Consider the following 20,005-nt stretch of genomic DNA (forward strand, 5'->3'; position numbering starts at 1 on the left):
GTTGAACTCTGGCAAACGGCTATTGCCACCCCGGCCCCCTTCGGAGTTCCTCATGAGTCAATACAACGCCCCGCTGCGCGACATGCAGTTCGTCCACGTGGTGCTGCCATGCGTCACTGCGGTGCCTGAGATCGACGACCAGCAGTTCTGACCCCTTTATCTTCGTCGCGAGAACCTATGATGACCGATGCACTGCTCAACGAACGCGAACTGCGCTTCCAGCTCTATGAACTGCTCGATACCGAGGCGCTGCTCGACCGCCCGCGCTACGCCGAACACGACCGCGCGGTGTTCGACGCCACGCTGGAAACCGCACGCGGCATCGCCGCCGAATACTTCGCCCCGCACAACCAGAAAGCCGACGCCATTGAGCCGACCTTCGATGGCACGACGGTCAGGCTGATCCCGGAAACCAAGGCGGCCTGGGACGCCTTCGCCCAGGCGGGTTTTCTCGCCGCCCACCATGATGCCGACGACGGCGGCCTGCAGCTGCCGGAGGTGATCCTGCGGGCCAGCATGGCCTACTTCAATGCCGCCAACATCGCCACCGCGGCTTACGCGTTCCTGACCATCGGCGCCGCCAACCTGGTCAAGAGCTTTGCCGACGACGCCTTGCGCGAACGTTTCCTGCCGTCGATGCTCGATGGCCGCTTCAGCGGCACCATGGCCCTGACCGAACCCGGCCAGGGCTCGGCCCTGGGTGACCTGCGCACCCTGGCGCGACCGGCCGGCGACGGCAGCTACCGATTGTTCGGCCAGAAGATGTTCATCTCCGGCGGCGACCACGGGCTCACCGACAACATCGTGCACATGGTGCTGGCCCGAATCGAGGGCGCACCGGCCGGCACCCGCGGCATCTCGCTGTTCCTGGTGCCCAAGTACCTGGTCAATGCCGACGGCAACCCGGGCGAGCGCAACGACGTGGCCCTGGCGGGCCTGCTGCACAAGATGGGCTACCGCAACACCACCTCCACGGTGCTGAACTTCGGCGAACAGGACGGCGCCGTCGGCTACCTGGTGGGCGAGCCGAACAAGGGCCTGTCGTACATGTTCCAGATGATGAACGAAGCGCGCATCGGCGTGGCCCTGGGCGCCTCGGCGCTGGCCTACCAGAGCTTCATCCATGCCCTGGACTACGCCCGCGAGCGCCCCCAGGGGCGACTGCCGGGGGCCAAGGACCCGCTGGCGCCGCAGGTGCGTATCGTCGAGCACGCCGATGTGCGGCGCATGTTGCTGCAACAGAAGGTCTATGCCGAGGGCAGCCTGGCGCTGTGCCTGTATGCCAGCAGCCTGTACGAGGACGCCCACACCGCGCCCGATGAGACGGCACGACAAGAGGCCGGCGAACTGCTCGACCTGCTGATCCCCATGGTCAAGTCCTACCCCTCGAAATATGGCGTGATCGCCTCGGACATCGGTGTGCAGGTGCTCGGCGGCTCGGGCTACATCCGCGAGTACCCGCTGGAGCAGTACTACCGCGACAACCGCCTGAACCCCATCCACGAAGGCACTGAAGGTATTCACGGCATTGATTTGCTGGGTCGCAAGCTGCAACAGAACGGCGGTGCGGGCTATCGTCAGTTCCTGGAGCAGGTGCGCACGACCCTGGACGCCGCCGGCCGCGATCAGCGCTGCGCCGGCCTCGCCTACCTGCTGGCCGGTGCCCTGGAGCACCTGGAACGGGTCACCGACAGTCTGCTGACGCAGGTCGCCGCCGACGCCAACCTGGGCCTTGCCAACGCCACCTCTTACCTGGACCTGTTCGGTCGCGTGCTGGTGGGCTGGCTCTGGCTGCGCATGGCGCAGGTAGCCAGCCGCGCCCTGGACGCCGGTGCCGCCGACAGCGAAGCGGGCTTTTACCTCGGCAAGCTGCAGGCCGCCCGCTACTACATGGACTGGGAACTGGCCAGCATCGAGGCCCAGGCACGGCTGCTGGCCAGCGCCAACCGCGCAAGCTTCGACATGCAGGACCCGTGGTTCTGAACCCGTACAGACAATAAAAAGGAGTCACCATGAGTTCCCTGGTCACCTATCAGGTTGAAGACGGCCTGGCCCTGATCGGCCTCGCCCGCCCCCCGGTCAACGCCCTTGGCCAGCCGCTGCGCGAGGCCATCCTCCAGGCCTGCGAGCGCGCCAACGCCGATACCGCGGTGCGCGCCATCGTGTTGTATGGTGCCAATGGCCTGTTCTGCGCCGGTGCCGACATCAGCGAATTCGGCAGCCCCGCCTCCTTTGCCGTGCCCGACCTGCCCGACGTGCTGCTGCGCCTGACCCGCCTGGACAAACCGCTGGTGGCCGCCATCGGCCGCCTGGCCCTGGGCGGCGGGCTGGAGTTGGCGCTGGCTTGCGGCTACCGGGTGGGCGAACCGCAGACCCACGTCGGTCTGCCGGAAATCAACCTCGGCTTGCTGCCCGGTGCCGGCGGTACCCAGCGCCTGCCACGGCTGGTAGGCGTGGAGGCAGCGCTGGAGATGATGCTCAGCGGCGCCCAGGTGCCTGCCACCCGCGCCCTGGAACTGGGCATTCTCGATCGCCTGGCCGACAGCGCCGAGCAACTGCTGGGCTGCGCCTGCCAGTTTGCCCGCGAGCTGCTCGCCAGCGCTGCCCCGGCCCGACCGGCCGAGCGTTTCCCGGAGCCTGCCAGCGGCCTTGCGGCGGACTTCCTCGACCGCTACCGCGCCGAGCAGGAGCCTCGCTGGAAGAGCCGTCTGGCACCGCGTCTGGTGTTCAGTGCAGTCGAGGCGGCCTGCCTGCTGCCGCTGGAACAGGGACTGGCCCGGGAAGTGGCGTTGTTCAAGCAGGCGGAAGCCTCCGTGCAGTCGCAGGCCCAGCGCCACGTGTTCTTCGCCGAACGCGAAGCCGGCAAGATACCCGGCCTCGATGCCAGCACCCCGCTGCGCCCGATCCGCAAGGTGGCGGTGATCGGTGCCGGAACCATGGGCGGCGGCATTGCCATGAACTTTATCAATGTCGGCATCCCGGTAACCCTGCTGGAGCGCCAGGGTGACGCCCTGGACCGTGGCCTGGCGCAGATTCGCCAGAACTACAGCATCAGCGTCAAACGCGGCAAGCTCAGCGAAGCGCACCTGGAACAGCGCATGGCCCTGCTCACCGGCACCCTCGACTACGCCGACCTGGCCGACGCGGACCTGGTGATCGAAGCGGTATTCGAACAGTTGCAGATCAAGCAGGAGGTGTTCCGCCACCTGGACCAGGTGTGCAAGCCCGGCGCGATCCTGGCGACCAACACCTCGTCGCTGGATGTCGATCGGATCGCCGCCGTGACCTCGCGCGCACAGGATGTCATCGGCCTGCATTTCTTCAGCCCGGCCAACGTCATGCGCCTGCTGGAAGTGGTCAACGCCCGGGAGACCGCCGCCGATGTGCTGGCCACCACCCTGCGCATGGGCCGCACCATTGGCAAGGTGCCGGTGGTGTCGGGTGTGTGCTTCGGCTTCATCGGCAACCGCATGCTCGAACCCTATGCCCGCGAAGCCCATCGCCTGGTGCTCGAAGGCGCGACCCCGGAACAGGTGGATGCGGTGCTCACCGGCCTTGACCTGAACATGGGCGTATTCAGCATGCTCGACCTGGCCGGGGTCGATGTGAACTTCCTGGTGCGCGATGCCAACCGCGCCGCCATCGCCCACGACCCCAGCTATTGCCGCATCGGCGACGAACTGTACAGCCTGGGCCGATACGGTCAAAAGACCGCGCGCGGGTTCTACCGGTATGAAGGTCGCAATCGCCAGAGTGACTATGAAGTGGTCGCCCTGGCCGAGCGCCTGGCCGGTGAACTGCACGTGAACCGCCGGCCGATCAGCGATCAGGAGATCCATGACCGCTGCCTGTTCATGCTGATCAACGAAGGCATCCAGTTGCTCGACGAGGGCATCGCCCTGCGCGCCGGCGACATCGACCTGGTGTGGATCAACGGCTACGGCTTCCCGGCCCACCTCGGCGGGCCGATGCACTATGCCGAACAGCTGGGCCTGGACAAGGTACTGGCCGGCATCGATCAGTATCGCCAGCGCCTGGGTGACTATGGTCGGATGTGGTTCACCCCGGCACCTTTGCTCGAACGCCTGGTGGCCGCCGGCAAGACCCGGATCGAACGCTTCTGATGACCCTGGCAGGCGTCATCCACCGTGATGCGCCTGCCACTCCCCCTTTGCAGGACACGCCTGATGAACGAAACCCCAACTCTGTTTTCCCTTGCCGGCCACACGGTGCTGGTCACCGGTGCTTCCAGCGGTATTGGCGCCCACCTGGCGCGCGTTGCCAGCCGCGCCGGTGCCCGGGTGGTGCTGGCGGCACGCCGGGTGGAACGCTTGCAGCAACTGGCCGAGGCCATCCGCCAGGACGGCGGCCAGGCCTTGCCGGTGGCCATGGACGTCACCGACCGCGCCAGCGTCGAAGCGGCGTTCGATGCCGCTGAAGCCGCTTTCGGGCCGGTGGACGTGGTCCTCAACAACGCCGGCATCGGCCAGGGCCAGCGGGTGCTGGAAATCAGCGAGCAGGACTGGAGCGGCATGCTGTCGACCAACCTCGACGGTGTCTGGCGCGTGGCCCAATGTGCGGCGCAGCGCCTGGCGCGTGCCGGGCGTGGTGGCAGCATCGTCAACATCGCCTCCATGCTCGGTCTGCGTGTGGGCACCGGTTACAGCCACTACTGCGCGGCGAAGGCCGGCGTGGTGCAACTGACCAAATCACTGGCGCTGGAACTGGCGCGCTACCAGATCCGGGTCAATGCCATTGCCCCGGGCTACTTCAAGACCGAGATGACCGACGGCTACTTCGACAGTGAAAAGGGCCAGGCCTATATCGTCGAGGCAGTGCCCATGCGCCGGCTTGGCCGATTGCAGGAGCTTGAAGGACCGTTCCTGCTGCTGGCGAGCCAGGCTGGCGCCTACATGTCGGGTGCGGTGCTGGCGGTGGATGGCGGGCAACTGGTGGGGAGTCTGTAAAGGGCTGCTTCGCAGCCCATCGCAGGCTTCGCCAGCTCCCACGCGGACCACTGTGGGAGCTGGCGAAGCCTGCGATCGACCGCAAAGCGGCCGTAACAACACCTCATGAAGCCGGCCGGGCCTCAGGCAATGTCCAGCTGCCGTCCAGGATCGGCTTGCCCGGCAGGTAATAGCGCACCATGTAGTTCCACCCCGGCATGATCGGCAGGCAGTTGGCTTGCGCCGCCGTGCAGCCGCCAAAGCGTACCGAGACACTGCCATCCTCACCCTTGTGCGCCGTCAGGTTGTTCAGGGCGTAGGCCTCCAGGGCGTTCTTGCGAAACTGTCCCTGCGCGTCATACACACTGATCGACCAGAACGCCCCCGTCGGTACATTGGCGACATCCAGCCGATACGGGGTCTGCCCGTCGTTGTGCGCCGGCGTGACCACCTGGTAATAGGCGTCCTTCTCCGGGTTGCCACCCCAGGCCATGGCACTGCCGATCAGGTGCCGCACCGGGTCGACCTCACCGCGCTTGCCGAACATGCCGCGCGAATCCTCAAGGGTCGAGCCCAGGGCAAGCAGGACTTTCCTGACCTGCGCCCGGCTGGCCTCGTCCCAGTCCGGCACCTCGAAGTGTCCCGGGCCGTTGGCCTGCTTGACCACAATGACGTCCTGCAGCACCTTGATCTGCTCCAGTTCCTGCGGGTCAGCGGAGTTGATCAAGGTACGCACGCCGAACAGCACATAGCGGGTCGATACGTCCGCCCTGCTCAGCCTGTACTCCCCCGCCCCGTAATGAACACCCACCACCTGGTGGTCCTCGTCGATCATCATCAACGACATGAACCGCTCGCCGGCATCCGGCAGGGTCACGCTGACCGGCCCGGCGTCCAGGTCGAACACCGCCGTGGAGTACAGGGTGTCACGGTTGGGCCGGATCACGGTCGGACGATCCACCGGGATCAGGTTGCGCCAATGGGCGAAGGTCCCGAAGCCACCGCGTTTGACGGTGAGGTCGAAATAGCGGTCGGTCTCGGCGCGGATGAAGTTGTCGACGGTGACCGCCACCGGCGTTCGCGGCGAAGCATCGCCGTGGGCCAGCGGCAGGCACGCCGCGAGGATGGCGGCAGCCGCCAGCAGTACTTTCAGGTCTGTCATTGTTGTTGTCCCTGTGGTGAAGTGATCAATCAACCCGCTGTACCCTGGGCGCCTGCCAGCGACCGTCGAGGGCCTCGGGCTTGGGCCAGTACAGGCGCCCGGCGATATAGAACGGGCCGTCCGGCGCGGGCAGCCAGTTGGCCAGCAGTGCCTTGTCCGGTTGCTGGTGCTGGATGTACAGGGTCACGCCGCCATCGGCATCGCGCTTGAGGTCGGCCAGCATCGGCGAGTTGATCAGGTAGCGGTTCAGCGGGTTGGCCACCAGCAGGCGCCTGGCGTCGTACAGGGTCAGGGACCAGAAGGCCTTGACCGGCGGCAGCTGGCCCGGTGCGAAGCGCAGGGTATAGCGATGCTGCGAGGCGTCCAGCTTCTGGCCGTCGGCGTCGAGGTAGAACGGTGGGTAGAGGGTTTCTTCCCGGTCGTTGCCATACAGACCGGTGACCGTCGCGCGCATGCGGTACAGGTAGTTGTCGCCCAGGTACTCACGGCTACCCAGGAAACGCGAGGTGGACACCTCGCCACGGGCCACCTGTTGGCCGAGGACATCGAAGTCGCGCCAGGCGTCGGCGATGCCGGCGAGCATCGCCTCGCGAATGTCTGCCGACAGTGCGCGCTCGTCGAAGCTCTGGCCCGGGCCGATGCCCAGTCTGGCGAAATCCTTCATCAAGCCCTGTTCCGAGGGATGCGTCGGGCAAAAGCCGAGCACGAAGTTCAGCTGCGTAAAGAACGCCAGACTGCTACGCGTTTGCTCGGCGCCAAGCGGTACGAAGAAATCGATGGCAGGTGCCGGCGCCGGCGTCGGTTGCCCCAGGTACGCCGACAGCGGCTGGACCTTGTAGCCGGCCTGCACCCGCTTGACGTTCTCAAGGTCGTCCGGCCCCTTGAGCTGGGTGCGGTAGAAGACGAAGGCAAACTCGGTTTCCGACCGCAGCACCCGGTCGATACCCGGCGGGATGCTGCCCTGCCAGTCGGGCCCGGCCAGCAAGTAAGTGCCGCCGCCATTGCCGCTGGTGCGGCTGCCGACATAACCGAAGTTGTAGGTGTAGGCATCGACGAACTGCGCCGAGTAGTAACGCCCCTCCTCGACCTTCGGCATCGTCAGTACCAGCGGCTCGGCACGCAGGTCGGCGCCCAGCTGGGAGTACGGCGTATCGGCATTGGGCGTCGGGTAGGCCTTGTCGTCGGGGGTGTAGATCCGCGCCGTGTTGTGCAGGGTGTTCCAGGGGGCCTTGAACTCAGGGTGCCCACGGTCCTGGAAATAGGTGTACTGGACGCGGTAGTGATCCACCAGGGGGAAGCCGTAGATGTAGGCCTGTTTGGCGATGACCCGGGCCTGGGCCGGTGTCAGCACGTCGGCCACGGACAGTTGCAGGTGGCTGGCCAGGGCCAGCAGCACCACCATGCACAGGTGTTTGATCTTGTTCTTGTTCACCACGATCTCCTTGTCGTCTGGCCAGGCGCCGGGCGCCCGGCCGTTTCAGCGGTGTGAGGGGTCATCGATGGGGTTCCACACCGTTGCACGGTGGGCGGCGTCGCCATCGGGGTGGTAGGCATGGCAGGTGCCGATCACCCAGTGCCTGGGCATGCAAAAATCCGGGTCGCGGGCGGCGCGCTGGCGCAAGCGCTTCTGCATCACCGGGGCCAGGGTCTGGATGGCGGTGGTGGCCATCGGGCCAAGCATTTCGGTGAGGTGGGTGCAGCCCTTCATCCCGCCCACCCGCTCGGCGACCCGTTGCTTGAAGCCGGGGCCGATACGCAGCCCCACCAAAGCCCCGTAGGCGCGGTTGATCTGCCCGCACACGGGGGTGGGTGCCTGCTCGGAAATGGCCTGGAACTGGCGGATCACCATGTCCTCGTCCAGGGTCATGATGATGCGCATGTAGTGCAGCACCCCGTTGGCGGGGATGGTGCCATAGGGGAACTCGGTGTCGACGCCCTTGGTGTCGAGCAGGCGGCCCTCGATGTCGAACAGGCCGTCATCGCGTTCGAAGCCGGTGCAGACCACCTGGCGGGTATGCAACAGCCGGCGCCTGGGCTGGCCGGCAATGGACAGGGTCATGACCATGAACTCCAGGGATGGCGGAGCGCCAGGGCACCCCGCCATGGTTGTCAGACGTTGCCCAGACCACCGCCGCAGACCAGGACCTGGCCGCTGACGTAGTCCGACTCCGGAATGCAGAACAGGTACACGGCACCTGCAGCTTCCTCGGTGTTGCCCGGACGGCCCAGGGGAATCATGCTCCTGGACTGCTCGACGATCGCCGGGCTGATGCCGACCTTGATCTCGCGGCCTTCGATGTTGATGAAGTTCGGATCGCCTTCCACCGGCTGGGTCTGGCGGGTTTCGATATGACCGAAGGCCACGGCGTTGACGTTGACCTTCATCCGTCCCCACTCCTTGGCCAGGCACTTGGTCATGCCCAGCACGCCGGCCTTGGCGCTGGAGTAGTTGACCTGGCCCGGGTTGCCGCTGGCCGACACCGACGACACGTTGACCACCTTGCGATTGACCACCCGCCCCTCGGCGGCTTCCTGCTTGGCCAGGGCGCTGATGATCGGCTGGGCGGCACGCAGGATCCGGAACGGTGCGGTGATGTGGCAGTCGATGATGGCGTACCACTGCTCGTCGCTCATCTTCTGGATCACGTTGTCCCAGGTGTAGCCGGCGTTGTTGACGATGATGTCGATGCCGCCGTAGTTGTCGACCGCGGTCTTGACGAAGCGCTCGGCGAAGTCGACGGCGGTGACGCTGCCCACGCAGGCGACGGCTTCACCACCGGCATCGCGGATCTGCGCGACCACGTCTTCGGCCGGACCTGCGTCCAGGTCATTGACCACCACGCGGGCGCCATCGGCGGCCAGTTTCAGGGCGACACTGCGACCGATGCCACGGCCGGAGCCGGTGACCAGGGCGACTTTGCCTTCGAGTTTTTTCATGGGGATAGTCCTTGTTATTGTTGGATTCAGCTCAGTGCCACGACGGCTTCGCCGACCAGCTTGTCGTCGCCGTACTGGTTGGAACAGCGGATCGCCAGGCGCGCACGTCGCTCGCCATCGACCTCAAGCAGTTCGATGACCGTGCCGTGGCAGCTGGGGATGTGGCCCACCTGGGTGATGCCGGTGAAGCGCACCGCGAGGCTGCGGATCTGTCGCTGCGCCACCCAGCCGGTGAGCAGCCGGCCCAGGTAGGCGACCGAGAGCATGCCGTGGGCGAATACATCCGGCTGGCGGGCCTTGCGGGCGAAGTCCAGGTCGATGTGCACCTGGTTGTGGTCGCCCGAGGCACCGGCGTACAACGCCAGGGTGGTACGGTTGACCGCTGGCAGCACCAGCGGCGGCAGTTCGAAGCCGACCTGCACGTCAGAGGATTGCAAAACGTTCATGGCGGGGCTCCTCAGCGCTGCACGAGCGACGAGCGGATGTCAGCGATGTGCTGGCCATCCTGGTTGCTGACGCGGGTCTGCTGCACCACGAAGGTCAAGGCCCCGCCCTTCTTCTGGTAGACATCCACCACCCGGGTTTCGAAGCTCAGCACATCGCCGGCGTAGGCCGTGGCGTAGTAGTCGAAGCCCTGCTCGGCGTGCAGGATGCGGCCAAGGTCAAAGCCGAAGATGTCCTCGACGATATGGTCGCTATCGCGCCCCTCGCCCTCCAGGCACATCAGAAAGCTGGGCGGCACCGGCAGCGACCGGTGCCCGGCCTCGCGGGCGGCGGCTTCGTCGGTGTAGATCGGATCGGTCTCGCCAATGGCCTTGGCGAAGAAGCGCAGGCGGCCCTTTTCAACCTCGCAGGTGGTTACCCCCAGCGAGCGGCCGATGAGACTCTTGTCTGCCATGTCACGCAGTCCTGTCAGTCAGTAAAAAGGCGCGCCCGCAACGGGCGCGCCGGGTCATCAGCCGCGGCCGAACAGGGTCACGATGCCGGCGCCGCCCAGGCCCAGGTTGTGCTGCAGGGCGTGGTGCAGGCCCTCTACCTGGCGTTTGTCGGCGGTGCCACGCAGTTGATGGGTCAGCTCGTAGCACTGGGCCAGCCCGGTGGCGCCCAGTGGGTGGCCCTTGGACAGCAGGCCGCCGGACGGGTTGACCACCACCTGGCCGCCGTAGGTGTTGTCGCCGTCCAGCACAAACTGCTCGGCGCCGCCTTCCGGGCAGAAGCCCAGGCCTTCGTAGGTCAGCAGTTCGTTGTGGGCAAAGCAGTCGTGCAGCTCGCAGACGCGGATCTCGTCCGGGCCGACGCCGGCCTTTTCATAGACCTCGGTGGCCGCCTGGCGGGTCATGCCGACGCCGACAATGCTGATCAGCGATGGTGGATCGAAGGCTTCGGGCTGGTCGGTGACCAGCGCCTGGGCCAGGATGCAGACATCGGTGCGCAGGCCGTGCTGCTTGGCGAAACGCTCGGACACCACGATCGCCGCGGCGCCGCCACAGGTCGGCGGGCAGGCCATCAGGCGGGTCATCACGCCCGGGAAGATCACCTGGTCGGCCATCACTTCTTCGGTGGTGACCACCTTCTTGAATACCGACAGCGGGTTGTTGGCGGCATGGCGGCTGGCCTTGGCGCGAATGGCGGCGAAAGTCTCCATCCGGGTGCCGTACTTGTGCATATGCTCGCGGCCGGCGCCGCCGAAGAACTTCAGCGCATCCGGCATCTCGCGGCCTTCGGCGAAGATCGCGTCGGCTACGTCATGGCCCTTGCCGTAGGTGATCGGGCGGTCGAGCCAGTGGGACTTCAGGGCGCCGGGCTGCATCTGCTCGAAGCCGAACGCCAGGGCGCAATCCACTGCGCCGCTTTCCACCGCCTGGCGCGCCAGGTACAGCGCCGTGGAGCCGCTGCCGCAGTTGTTGTTGACGTTGATCACCGGGATACCGGTCAGCCCCACTTCATAGAGCGCCGACTGGCCGCTGGTGGAGTCGCCGTAGACGTAGCCGGCATAGGCCTGCTGGACCTTGCGGTAGTCAAGGCCGGCGTCCTGCAGCGCCTGGCGGATCGCCTGGGCGCCCATCTCGATGTAGGTACCGCTCTGGCCAGGCTTGGCAAACGGGATCATGCCGACACCGGCGACAAATACTTTCTGCGACATCACTTTCTCCAAGGTCAGTAGTCAAGGCCTGCGACGTCGCCCGCTTGCGGCGGCGATCCGGCAAACCGTCAACCGATGGTCACGTAACCACGCCCCGACAACGCCCCCCCCGGTGGAGGGGGCGGCCAGACCCGGGTGGCAAAACGCGAGGGAGGCGACAGGTGGGGGTGCTCCCCCCCCTCTGGAGGGGGAAGCACAGGCAGACACGGCGGTAGCGTTTGCTCGCGGTCCACCAGAACAACAACAAGATCACAGGGGTAACCATCACGTGACTTTCGCACGACATCCCAGCTTGCAACGCCAACGGCCCTCCACCCTGTTGCCCACCGAGCTGCGCCCTCACCTGCTGGCCCTGGCCGTGGGCCTGGGCACCTCGACCTGCGCCAACGCCCTGGACTTCCAGATCGGCGAGATCGAGGGGCAGTTCGATTCAACCCTGTCCATCGGCGCCAGCTGGGCAGTCCGCGGTCCCGACCCGACGTTCGTCAACGCCGCCAACACCGTCGGCCTGCGCGGCGAATCGGCCACCCGCACCGCCGACGACAACCGGCAGAACTTCAAGAAGGGCGAGACCTTCTCGAAGATCTTCAAGGGCGTGCATGACCTGGAGCTGAAGTACCGTGACAGCGGCGTGTTCGTGCGCGGCAAGTACTGGTACGACTTCGAACTCAAGGACGAGCACCGCCTGTTCTACGACATCGACGACAGCGGCCGCGACGACCTGGCCAAGGCCTCCGGCGCCGAGTTCCTCGATGCCTTCGTCTACCACAACTACGAGCTGGGCGACCTGGCCGGCAACGTACGCCTGGGCAAGCAGGTGGTGAGCTGGGGCGAAAGCACCTTCATCGGCAACTCGATCAACAGCATCAACCCCATCGACGTCGCCGCCCTGCGCCGCCCGGGTGCCGAGGTCAAGGAAGGCCTGGTGCCGGTGAACATGTTCTACATCTCCCAGGGCCTGAGCGAGAACCTCAACGCCGAGGCGTTCTACCAGCTGGAATGGGACAACTCGGTGGTCGACAACTGCGGCACTTTCTTCGGCTCCGACCCCCTGCCCCAGGGTTGCAACGACCGCCTGGTGTTCGCTGGCCCCGACCTGGCCCCGGGGGTGGCGCGCAACACCGCCACCGCCGCGCAGATCCTCAGCGGCGCCGTGCGCGATGACGTCTACATGCCGCGCCTGGAAGACAACGACCCGCGTGACAGCGGCCAGTATGGCGTGGCGCTGCGCTGGTTCGTGCCGGAACTGCACGACACCGAGTTCGGCTTCTATGCCATGAACTACCACAGTCGCAGCCCCTACCTGAGCTTCAAGCAGACCACCGTGGCGCCGATCACCGGCGCCCAGCTGGCCGCCCTGCCCGCCGCGGCGCGCACGGTTGCCGCGGTACAGAACCAGTTCGACCGGGTGCGCTCGGCACGTTACTTCGTGGACTACCCCGAAGACATCCGCCTGTATGGCGTGAGCTTCCAGACCACCCTGGGCCCCACCTCCGTCGCTGGCGAAGTCAGTTTCCGCCCGAACATGCCGCTGCAGATCAACACCGCCGACCTCAACCTGGCGGCAACCCAGTCCACCGACACCGACCTGCGCACCCAGACCTCCCCCGTGTTCACCTCGGGTGAAACCGCGCAGCAGCTGGGTGGCGACCTGCCCGGCTACAAGCGCATGCCGGTGCTGCAAGCGCAGGCGACCGCCACCCACTTCATCGACCAGATCTGGGGCGCCAGCCGCCTGACCCTGGTGGGCGAAGTGGGCTACAACCGCATCAACGGCCTGGGCGACGCCGACGGCACCGACATCCGTTTCGGTCGCAGCCCGGTATACGGCCCCGGCGAATTCCCCGGCAGCCAGAACGCCACCGTCTGCGCCACCGCCAGCAACCCGCAGAAGGAATGCAACAGCCACGGTTTCTACACCACCGACTCCTGGGGCTATCGCCTGCGCGCCAAGCTTGATTACGCCAACGTCATCGCCGGTATCAACCTGTCGCCGAACCTGGCCTGGTCCCATGACGTCGACGGCTGGGGGCCGAACTTCGAGGAAGGTGCCAAGGCCGTCAGCATCGGCGTGGACGCCGACTACCTCAACACCTACACCGCAAGCCTGAGTTACACGGACTTCTTTGGCGGCCAATTCAACACCACCACTGACCGCGATTACGTCGCGCTCAGCTTCGGCGTCAACTTCTGAGTCGCAACCGACAGAGGGTATCTCCATGAACAACAAAAAGATCATCACCTCGGCAGCCCTGGCGCTTTCCCTGCTGACCAGCAGCGTCATGGCCGCCATCAGCGAACAGGAAGCGGCTCAATTGGGCACCCGCCTCACGCCCCTTGGGGCGCAGAAGGAAGCCAACGCCGACGGCAGCATTCCGGCCTGGACCGGAGGCCTGCAGGCCGGCGCCGCATCGGTGGACGCCAAGGGCTTTCTCGGCGATCCGTTCAAGAACGAAAAGCCGCTGTTCACCATCACCGCGGCCAATGCCGAGCAGTACAAGGACAAGCTGACCCCCGGTCAGCAGGCGATGTTCAAGCGCTATCCGGACACCTACACGATCCCGGTGTATCCAAGCCACCGCACCGCCATGGCCCCGGCGAAGATCTATGACCTGGCGAAAAAGAGCGCGGTCAATGTCCAGCTGGTCAGCAATGGCAATGGCCTGGGCAATTTCGCCGACTCGCGCTACTACGCCTTCCCGATTCCCAAGAGCGGTGTGGAAGTCTACTGGAACTACGTCACCCGCTACCGTGGCGACAACATCGAACGCTGGTCGGTGCAGGCCGCTCCGCAGGTCAATGGCGACTACACCATCGTCGAGACCCATGACCAGAACAGCTTTCCGCAGTACATGGAAGGCGTGGACCCGCAGGCGGCGAAGAACGTCCTGTACTACTATATTTTCGCCGTCAACGCCCCGGCGCGCCTGGCCGGTACCGTGTCCATGGCCCACGAGACCATCGACCAGGTGGCCGACCCGCGCAAGGCCTGGACCTACAACGCCGGCCAGCGCCGTGTGCGCCGCGCCCCGCAACTGGCCTACGATGCCCCGGGCCTGGCCTCCGACGGCATGCGCACCTCCGACAACGCCGACATGATGAACGGCTCGCCCGACCGATATGACTGGAAGCTGATAGGCAAGAAGGAGATGTACATCCCCTACAACAACTACAAATTGCAGTCGCCGAGCCTGAAGTACGCCGACATCATCAAGCCTGGCCATATCAACCAGGACCTGACCCGCTATGAACTGCACCGGGTGTGGCATGTGCAGGCCACGCTCAAGCCTGGCGAGCGGCATATCTATGCCAAGCGCGACATGTACTTCGATGAAGACACCTGGGTGCTGGCCGAGGTGGACCATTACGATGGCCGAGGGCAACTGTGGCGGGTGGGCGAGAACTACACCTACAACAACTTTGACAAAGGCCTGAACGCGCCGGCGGCGCAAGGTTTCTATGACCTGATTGCCGGGCGTTACATCGTTGCCACCATGAGCAACGAAGCGAAGCTGGCGCCGCAGTATGGTGGCCGGACCAAACTGGCTGACTTCACCCCGGCGGCCCTGCGTAACGCGGGTATTCGCTGAGCCTGCTCCTACAACGCCCTGCACATGCAGGGCGTTTTCGTAGCCGCTGCCTCCAGGCTGCGATCAGCTGCAGAACCTGCCATGGCCGAACATCTGACCCACCGAGGCGACCGGATTGCGACTGCTGCGCAGTCGATCGCAGCCTCGTTCCTCGGCAGCGGCTACATCGACACCACCACCCTGTAGCCGCTGCCGCCAGGCTGCGATCGGCCGTGCAACGGTCGCAAAATCTGCCATTGCCGAGCACCTGACCCACCGAGCCGACCGGATTACGACTGCTGCGCAGTCGATCGCAGCCTCGTACCTCGGCAGCGGCTACACCGACACCACCCTCTGTAGCCGCTGCCGCCAGGCTGCGATCGGCCGTGCAACGGCCGCAAAACCATCCACCACCCAATCTCTGGAACAAAAAGGCCGGTCACAAAGGACCGGCCGGGTTCAACCACATCGCCGCTTTTACTCGAACACCACCTTGCAACGACTCGCACCCCAGCTCTCGACCTCGCGATGATACCGGTCCTCGATCAGGTTACGGCGAATCTTCAGGGTCGGTGTCAACAGCGCATTGGCAATGGTCCAGGGCTCGGCGACAACCACCAGGCACGCCAGTTGCTCATGCGCCTCGAACTGGGCATTGACCTCGGCCAGGAACACCTCAAGCTCGGTAGCAACCGTGTCCCGACCCTCGGCAGTCGCCAACGCGGTACGGGTGTCGGCCGAGACGTTGAGCAAGGCCAACGGCGCAGGCAAGCCCACACCGGTCACGCAGGAGGCTTCGACCCGTGGATGATTGCCCAGTTTGGCCTCGATCGGCACCGGCGCCACGTACTTGCCCTTGGCGGTCTTGAACAGTTCCTTGACCCGCCCGGTAATGCGCAGGCGCCCCTGCTCGTCCAGCTCGCCACGATCGCCCGTGCAAAATAGACCGTCAGCGGTGTAGCTCTGCGCAGTCAACTCAGGCAGCTTGTAGTACCCCAGCATCTGCGCCGGGCTCTTGACCAGGATTTCGTTGTCTTCACCGATACGGCATTCCACCCCCGGGATCGCCGCGCCGACATAACCGACGCGCACCTGCCCCGGCAGGCTGAAGTGCGAGGTGCCGAAGTTTTCCGACATGCCGTAGCCTTCGAGCAGTTCCAGACCCAGCTGGCGGTACCACTCCATGACCTTGACCGGCAACGGCGCCGAACCGGACAGGCCGGTGTGCACCTGGTCAAGCCCGAGCGCCGAGAGGATCTGCGCCTTCATCAGCTTGCCTTCGACCGGGTCGGCGAACACCTTCGCCTGGGTGGCCGGGTCGATGCGTTCGTTGATGCCCTGGTAGAACTTGCCCCACAAGCGCGGCATGGACAGGAAGATGGTCGGTCGCGCACGGCGCAGGTCGTCGCTGAAGGTCTCGAGCCCGAGGTTGAAGAACACCCGGCAGCCGCTGTACAGCGACACCGCCTCCACTACCGCCCGCTCCGCCGTGTGGGCCAGGGGCAGGTAGGACAACAGGCGATCACCGCTGTTGGTACCCTTGCCATTGGCATACATGCAACCGGTGCTCGCCGGTGCGGCATACATGGCGCCGAAGCTGTGCATCACACCCTTGGGATCGCCGGTGCTGCCGGAGGTATAGATGATGGTGGCCAAGGCCTCGGGTGCAGGCTCGACCACCGTCTTCAAGGGTGCGGTACGGGCGACGATATCCACCCAGGCCTCGCCCTCGCCGCAGGCGGACATCGGCAGGTCGATCAACGGCAGGCCGGCGGGAACCGAGGCGCGGACCGCATCCCAGCCGGCCCGGTCGCCTTCCAGGCGGCCGACGAACAGCAGGCGCACTTCGGCGTGTTCCAGCACATAGTGCACCGTGTCGGCATTGGCGGTGGTGTACAGCGGCACGCTGACGTGCCCGGCCATCCAGATCGCCAGGTCGGCGATGATCCAGTGGGCGCTGTTCTTGGCATAGATGCCGATGGAAGCGCCCGCCGGCAAATCGAGGCTTTGCAGGTGCGCGGCCATGCGCCGCGCCTGGTCGCCCACTTCGCCCCAGCTGTAGTCCTGCACACTGCCATCGGCCAGGGGTTGGGTCAGGTAGATCGAATCGGCTGTGCTGCGCTCCCAGTGAAGGAAGCGATGCAACAGTGTAGGGTGCTTATTGTTGTTGTTCATGGCAGTTCCTGCATTCGAGGGGTGGTGTTCCACCCATTGAAATTATTCTGTCTGTGCCCGCCGCGTTGACTCAATCGCGCTGATAAAGCGTGGCAATCACCGTACCGTCGGTGCCTGTCTGGTGCTGCAGGGCCAGTTGCGCGTCGACGACCTGGCGTCGAGCGGCGCTGCCACGCAGCTGGTGCACCAGCTCGATGCATTGTGCCAGCGGACTCGCCGCCGCGGCCTGCCCCAATGACAACAACCCGCCGGATGGGTTGACGACCAGGTTGCCACCATAGGTGTTGTCGCCATCTTCGACCAGCTTCTCGGCATCGCCCTCGGGGCACAAGCCCAGCGCCTCGTAGAGCAGCAATTCACCCAGGGTACTGCTGTCGTGCAGTTCACACACCCCGACTTCCTGCGGGCCCCTGCCCGCCAGCTCATACAGCTCGCGGGCGGCGGCGACGTTGAGGTCGTAACCGACACCGAAGTTCGATCCCGGCTCCTGGCCGCTGACGTGTAGCGGTGACACACAGGCCTGGGCGAGCATGCGCACTTTCGGTCCCGGGCAGTGGCGCGTGGCAAACTCGCCGGAGCACAGCAACACGGCGGCGACACCGACGCTGGGCCAGGCAAACTGCGGATGGGTGAGCGGTTCGGCGATCATCCCGGCCTGCAGCACCTGGTCAAGGCTCAACACCTGGCTGAAGGCGCTCAAGGGGTTGAGCGCGGCATGCTGGCGCGCCTTGACCGCAATCATGGCGAAGGTCTCTGGCCGGGCCTGGTAGCGGCGCATGTATTCACACGCGGTCACGCCCAGTGGCGCCAGGGTGGTCACGCTCGCAGGCGCCGCCAGCGCCGCCTGCACGCCCAGTACCAGCACGCATTCGGCCTGGCCAAGGAGGATGGCCTGACGCGCACGCGCGATCAGGATACGGCCCTCCACCGCGTCTTGCGGGCAGTGCTGCAGTGGCGCCCCGGCCAGTCCCACGCGTTGCAGCGCACGCTGCAGGGTCGCGCCCTCGATCGGGTCCGAGGCGACCAGCACCCGGGCGCAAGCGCTGGCGGGCACATTGGCATCGCGCAGTGCCTGCAGCACCGTCGCGCTGATCAGGGTGTCCAGGCCCGGGCTCAGCGCAACCGGACTGAAGGGCGACATTCCCACGCCAATCACATTGACGCAACGTTGCATCGTGCGCTCCTGAAATAGAAAGCTGCCGCACCCGCATCAGGGGCGCGGCAGGTGGCCGGGGGTCAGGCCGGTACGGACTCGAACAGTTCGACCGCACCATTTTTCAACACGATCACGTCCCGCTCCACGGCGCGCATCTGCACCACGATGCGGGTCGGCGACTCACGCCACATGCGGGTTTCCAGGGTATCGCCAGGCATCACGATGGAGGCGAAACGGGCGCGCACGCTCTTGAACAGGCGCGAATCGTTGTCGCAGAACGCCTTGATCACATGGCGGCCGAGGTAGCCGAAAGTGCACAGGCCGTGCAGGAACGGTTTCTCGTAACCGGCCTTGGCGGCGTAGTCCGGGTCCACGTGCATCGGGTTCCAGTCGCCGCACAGGCGATACAGCAGGGCCTGGTTGACGTCGGTGGTGTCGGCCAGCACGGCATCGGGGTCACGGGCCGGCGGCAGGTTGATCTCTTCGCTGGCCACACGCTCAAGGCCCGCACCCGGTACACCTGGGTAGAAGCCGGTGACTTCGTTGTAGAACAGCGGCGTGCCGTGCTCGTCGGTGGTCTCGATGGCCAGCACGCTGACCGAGCTCTTGCCTTTGTCGATGGCCGCCTTCAGGCGCATGGTGTGCTTGAGCTTGGCCTTCGGTGGCAGCGGGCGGTACATCACGGTGTACTGCTCGCCATGCAGGCCCTTGGCGAACGGCAGGTTCAGGCCTTCGATCTGCGGCTCGCCGGACTTGGCGGCGCGCAGGAACACTTCGGTGGCCGGCAACACGGCCATGGTCGGCAAGACGCGGAAATCGTCGCCGGCGAACTCATTGACGTACAGCAGTTCGGTACGGTCCAGCGGGTCCTTGGCGGCGCCGACGGCGAGCGCATACAGGGCCGCATCGTTCTGGTCGTACTCGGTCTCCAGGTACGACACCGCGTTGGCCGCCACTTCCATGTCGACGTAAGCGTTACCGCCCTTGGCCGGCGACTCCATGCGGGCGAACAGCTCCGTGAAGCTTTCACCGCCATTGGCGGGATGGACGCTGTGCTCGTCGAAGCGGGTGATGCGCGCCCAATTGTCACGCACCAGTTCCGGGCTCAGGCTGTCGGTGTGCAGGAAGCGCCCCTGGGAACGCTCCCAACGGTACTTGGCATGGAAGCCGCCACCGACCTCGAACAGGCCACCGGTGTCTTCACATTGCTCGCTGCACAGCCAGCCCACCAGCGGTGCCACGTCTTCGACTTTGAGTTTGTCGTGCAGTGCTTCGGGGAAGATGCCGCTGGCGATCACCATCCGTGAAGCGGCGATCGGGGCGATGGTGTTGACGCGGATGTTCTTGCTCGCGCCTTCGATCGCCAGTGCGCTGGCAAAGCCGATCAGGCCGGCCTTGGCGGTTGAGTAGTTGCACTGGCCGAAATTGCCGAAGATACCGGCACCGGAGGCGGTCATGACGATGCGGCCGTAACCCTTGTCGCGCATGATCGGCCAGACCGCGTGGGTCAGGCGGAAGGCGCCCTTGACGTGGACGTCCTGGATCAGGTCCCACTGCTCTTCGTTCATCTTGTGGAACGAGGAATCGCGCAGCACGCCGGCGTTGTTGATGAGGATATCGACGGTACCGAAGGCCTCGAGCGCGGTGGCGACGATTTTCTCGCCTTCGGTCACCGAGTGGTAGTCGGCCACCGCCTCGCCGCCCAGGGCGCGAATTTCGGCGACCACCGCATCCGCGGCGGCGCTGGAGCTGCCCAGGCCCGCCGTGGTGACGCCCAGGTCATTGACCACCACCCTGGCACCGCGCGCGCCCAGCAACAGGGCATGGGCGCGACCCAGGCCGTTGCCGGCGCCGGTTACGATGGCGACTTTACCGTCGAAGCGAATTTCTTGAGACACGTTTGCACTCCTCTAGATC

The 20,005-nt window shown here is 65.6% G+C and carries 16 protein-coding genes; 6 read left to right on the forward strand and 10 right to left on the reverse strand.

Annotated features, from left to right (window positions below):
* Positions 1-52 precede the first annotated feature (52 nt).
* The 4 genes from ACIQUS_RS25310 (at position 53) to ACIQUS_RS25325 (ending at position 4,967) form a co-directional block, all read left to right on the forward strand.
* Positions 53-151: an acyl-CoA dehydrogenase N-terminal domain-containing protein gene (locus tag ACIQUS_RS25310; protein WP_403053274.1), complete on the forward strand. Its 99-nt coding sequence runs from the start codon at positions 53-55 to the stop codon at positions 149-151.
* Between the two features lie 29 nt (positions 152-180).
* A complete protein-coding gene (locus ACIQUS_RS25315; RefSeq protein ID WP_403053277.1) occupies positions 181-1,983 on the forward strand; it encodes an acyl-CoA dehydrogenase in 1,803 nt (600 codons plus the stop codon).
* A gap of 29 nt (positions 1,984-2,012) precedes the next feature.
* On the forward strand, positions 2,013-4,124 hold the full coding sequence (locus ACIQUS_RS25320; RefSeq protein WP_403053280.1) for a 3-hydroxyacyl-CoA dehydrogenase NAD-binding domain-containing protein: 2,112 nt from the start codon (positions 2,013-2,015) through the stop codon (positions 4,122-4,124).
* Positions 4,125-4,187: 63 nt separating this feature from the next.
* Positions 4,188-4,967: an SDR family NAD(P)-dependent oxidoreductase gene (locus ACIQUS_RS25325; protein WP_403053283.1), complete on the forward strand. Its 780-nt coding sequence runs from the start codon at positions 4,188-4,190 to the stop codon at positions 4,965-4,967.
* 103 nt (positions 4,968-5,070) lie between these two features.
* On the opposite strand, the gene ACIQUS_RS25330 is transcribed toward ACIQUS_RS25325, so the two are convergent.
* From ACIQUS_RS25330 to ACIQUS_RS25360, 7 genes are read right to left on the reverse strand one after another with little or no spacing between them, the layout of a single operon-like run.
* Complete coding sequence (locus ACIQUS_RS25330) at positions 5,071-6,108, reverse strand: DUF1254 domain-containing protein (protein WP_403053286.1); 1,038 nt, start codon at positions 6,106-6,108, stop codon at positions 5,071-5,073.
* A 25-nt stretch (positions 6,109-6,133) separates the two neighbouring features.
* A complete protein-coding gene (locus tag ACIQUS_RS25335) occupies positions 6,134-7,540 on the reverse strand; it encodes a DUF1254 domain-containing protein (protein WP_403053289.1) in 1,407 nt (468 codons plus the stop codon).
* A 45-nt stretch (positions 7,541-7,585) separates the two neighbouring features.
* On the reverse strand, positions 7,586-8,167 hold the full coding sequence (locus tag ACIQUS_RS25340) for a DUF2889 domain-containing protein (RefSeq protein ID WP_403053292.1): 582 nt from the start codon (positions 8,165-8,167) through the stop codon (positions 7,586-7,588).
* 50 nt (positions 8,168-8,217) lie between these two features.
* On the reverse strand, positions 8,218-9,045 hold the full coding sequence (locus ACIQUS_RS25345; RefSeq protein ID WP_403053295.1) for an SDR family NAD(P)-dependent oxidoreductase: 828 nt from the start codon (positions 9,043-9,045) through the stop codon (positions 8,218-8,220).
* 26 nt (positions 9,046-9,071) lie between these two features.
* On the reverse strand, positions 9,072-9,491 hold the full coding sequence (locus tag ACIQUS_RS25350) for a MaoC/PaaZ C-terminal domain-containing protein (protein WP_403053298.1): 420 nt from the start codon (positions 9,489-9,491) through the stop codon (positions 9,072-9,074).
* Positions 9,492-9,502: 11 nt separating this feature from the next.
* Positions 9,503-9,943, reverse strand: a complete 441-nt coding sequence (locus tag ACIQUS_RS25355) for a MaoC family dehydratase N-terminal domain-containing protein (RefSeq protein ID WP_403053301.1) — start codon at positions 9,941-9,943, stop codon at positions 9,503-9,505.
* A gap of 57 nt (positions 9,944-10,000) precedes the next feature.
* On the reverse strand, positions 10,001-11,188 hold the full coding sequence (locus tag ACIQUS_RS25360; protein ID WP_403053304.1) for a lipid-transfer protein: 1,188 nt from the start codon (positions 11,186-11,188) through the stop codon (positions 10,001-10,003).
* A 292-nt stretch (positions 11,189-11,480) separates the two neighbouring features.
* Here ACIQUS_RS25360 and ACIQUS_RS25365 point away from each other — a divergent pair, with 292 nt between their 5' ends.
* Both ACIQUS_RS25365 and ACIQUS_RS25370 read left to right on the forward strand, forming a co-directional pair.
* Positions 11,481-13,382 carry a DUF1302 domain-containing protein gene (locus ACIQUS_RS25365; protein ID WP_403053307.1) on the forward strand — a complete coding sequence of 634 codons (1,902 nt, stop codon included), beginning with the start codon at positions 11,481-11,483 and terminating at the stop codon, positions 13,380-13,382.
* 25 nt (positions 13,383-13,407) lie between these two features.
* Positions 13,408-14,778: a DUF1329 domain-containing protein gene (locus ACIQUS_RS25370; RefSeq protein WP_403053310.1), complete on the forward strand. Its 1,371-nt coding sequence runs from the start codon at positions 13,408-13,410 to the stop codon at positions 14,776-14,778.
* A 456-nt stretch (positions 14,779-15,234) separates the two neighbouring features.
* On the opposite strand, the gene ACIQUS_RS25375 is transcribed toward ACIQUS_RS25370, so the two are convergent.
* The 3 genes from ACIQUS_RS25375 to ACIQUS_RS25385 form a co-directional block, all read right to left on the reverse strand.
* Positions 15,235-16,932, reverse strand: a complete 1,698-nt coding sequence (locus tag ACIQUS_RS25375; protein WP_403053313.1) for an AMP-binding protein — start codon at positions 16,930-16,932, stop codon at positions 15,235-15,237.
* Positions 16,933-17,002: 70 nt separating this feature from the next.
* The gene (locus tag ACIQUS_RS25380) at positions 17,003-18,106 is read right to left on the reverse strand and encodes a thiolase C-terminal domain-containing protein (RefSeq protein ID WP_403053316.1); all 1,104 of its coding nucleotides are present in this window, start codon (positions 18,104-18,106) and stop codon (positions 17,003-17,005) included.
* A 62-nt stretch (positions 18,107-18,168) separates the two neighbouring features.
* Entirely contained in the window at positions 18,169-19,986 is a 1,818-nt protein-coding gene (locus tag ACIQUS_RS25385) for an SDR family NAD(P)-dependent oxidoreductase (RefSeq protein ID WP_403053319.1), read from the reverse strand.
* Between the last annotated feature and the right edge of the window lie 19 nt (positions 19,987-20,005).

Source organism: Pseudomonas sp. NPDC090755, assembly GCF_044769005.1.
GTDB lineage: Bacteria > Pseudomonadota > Gammaproteobacteria > Pseudomonadales > Pseudomonadaceae > Aquipseudomonas.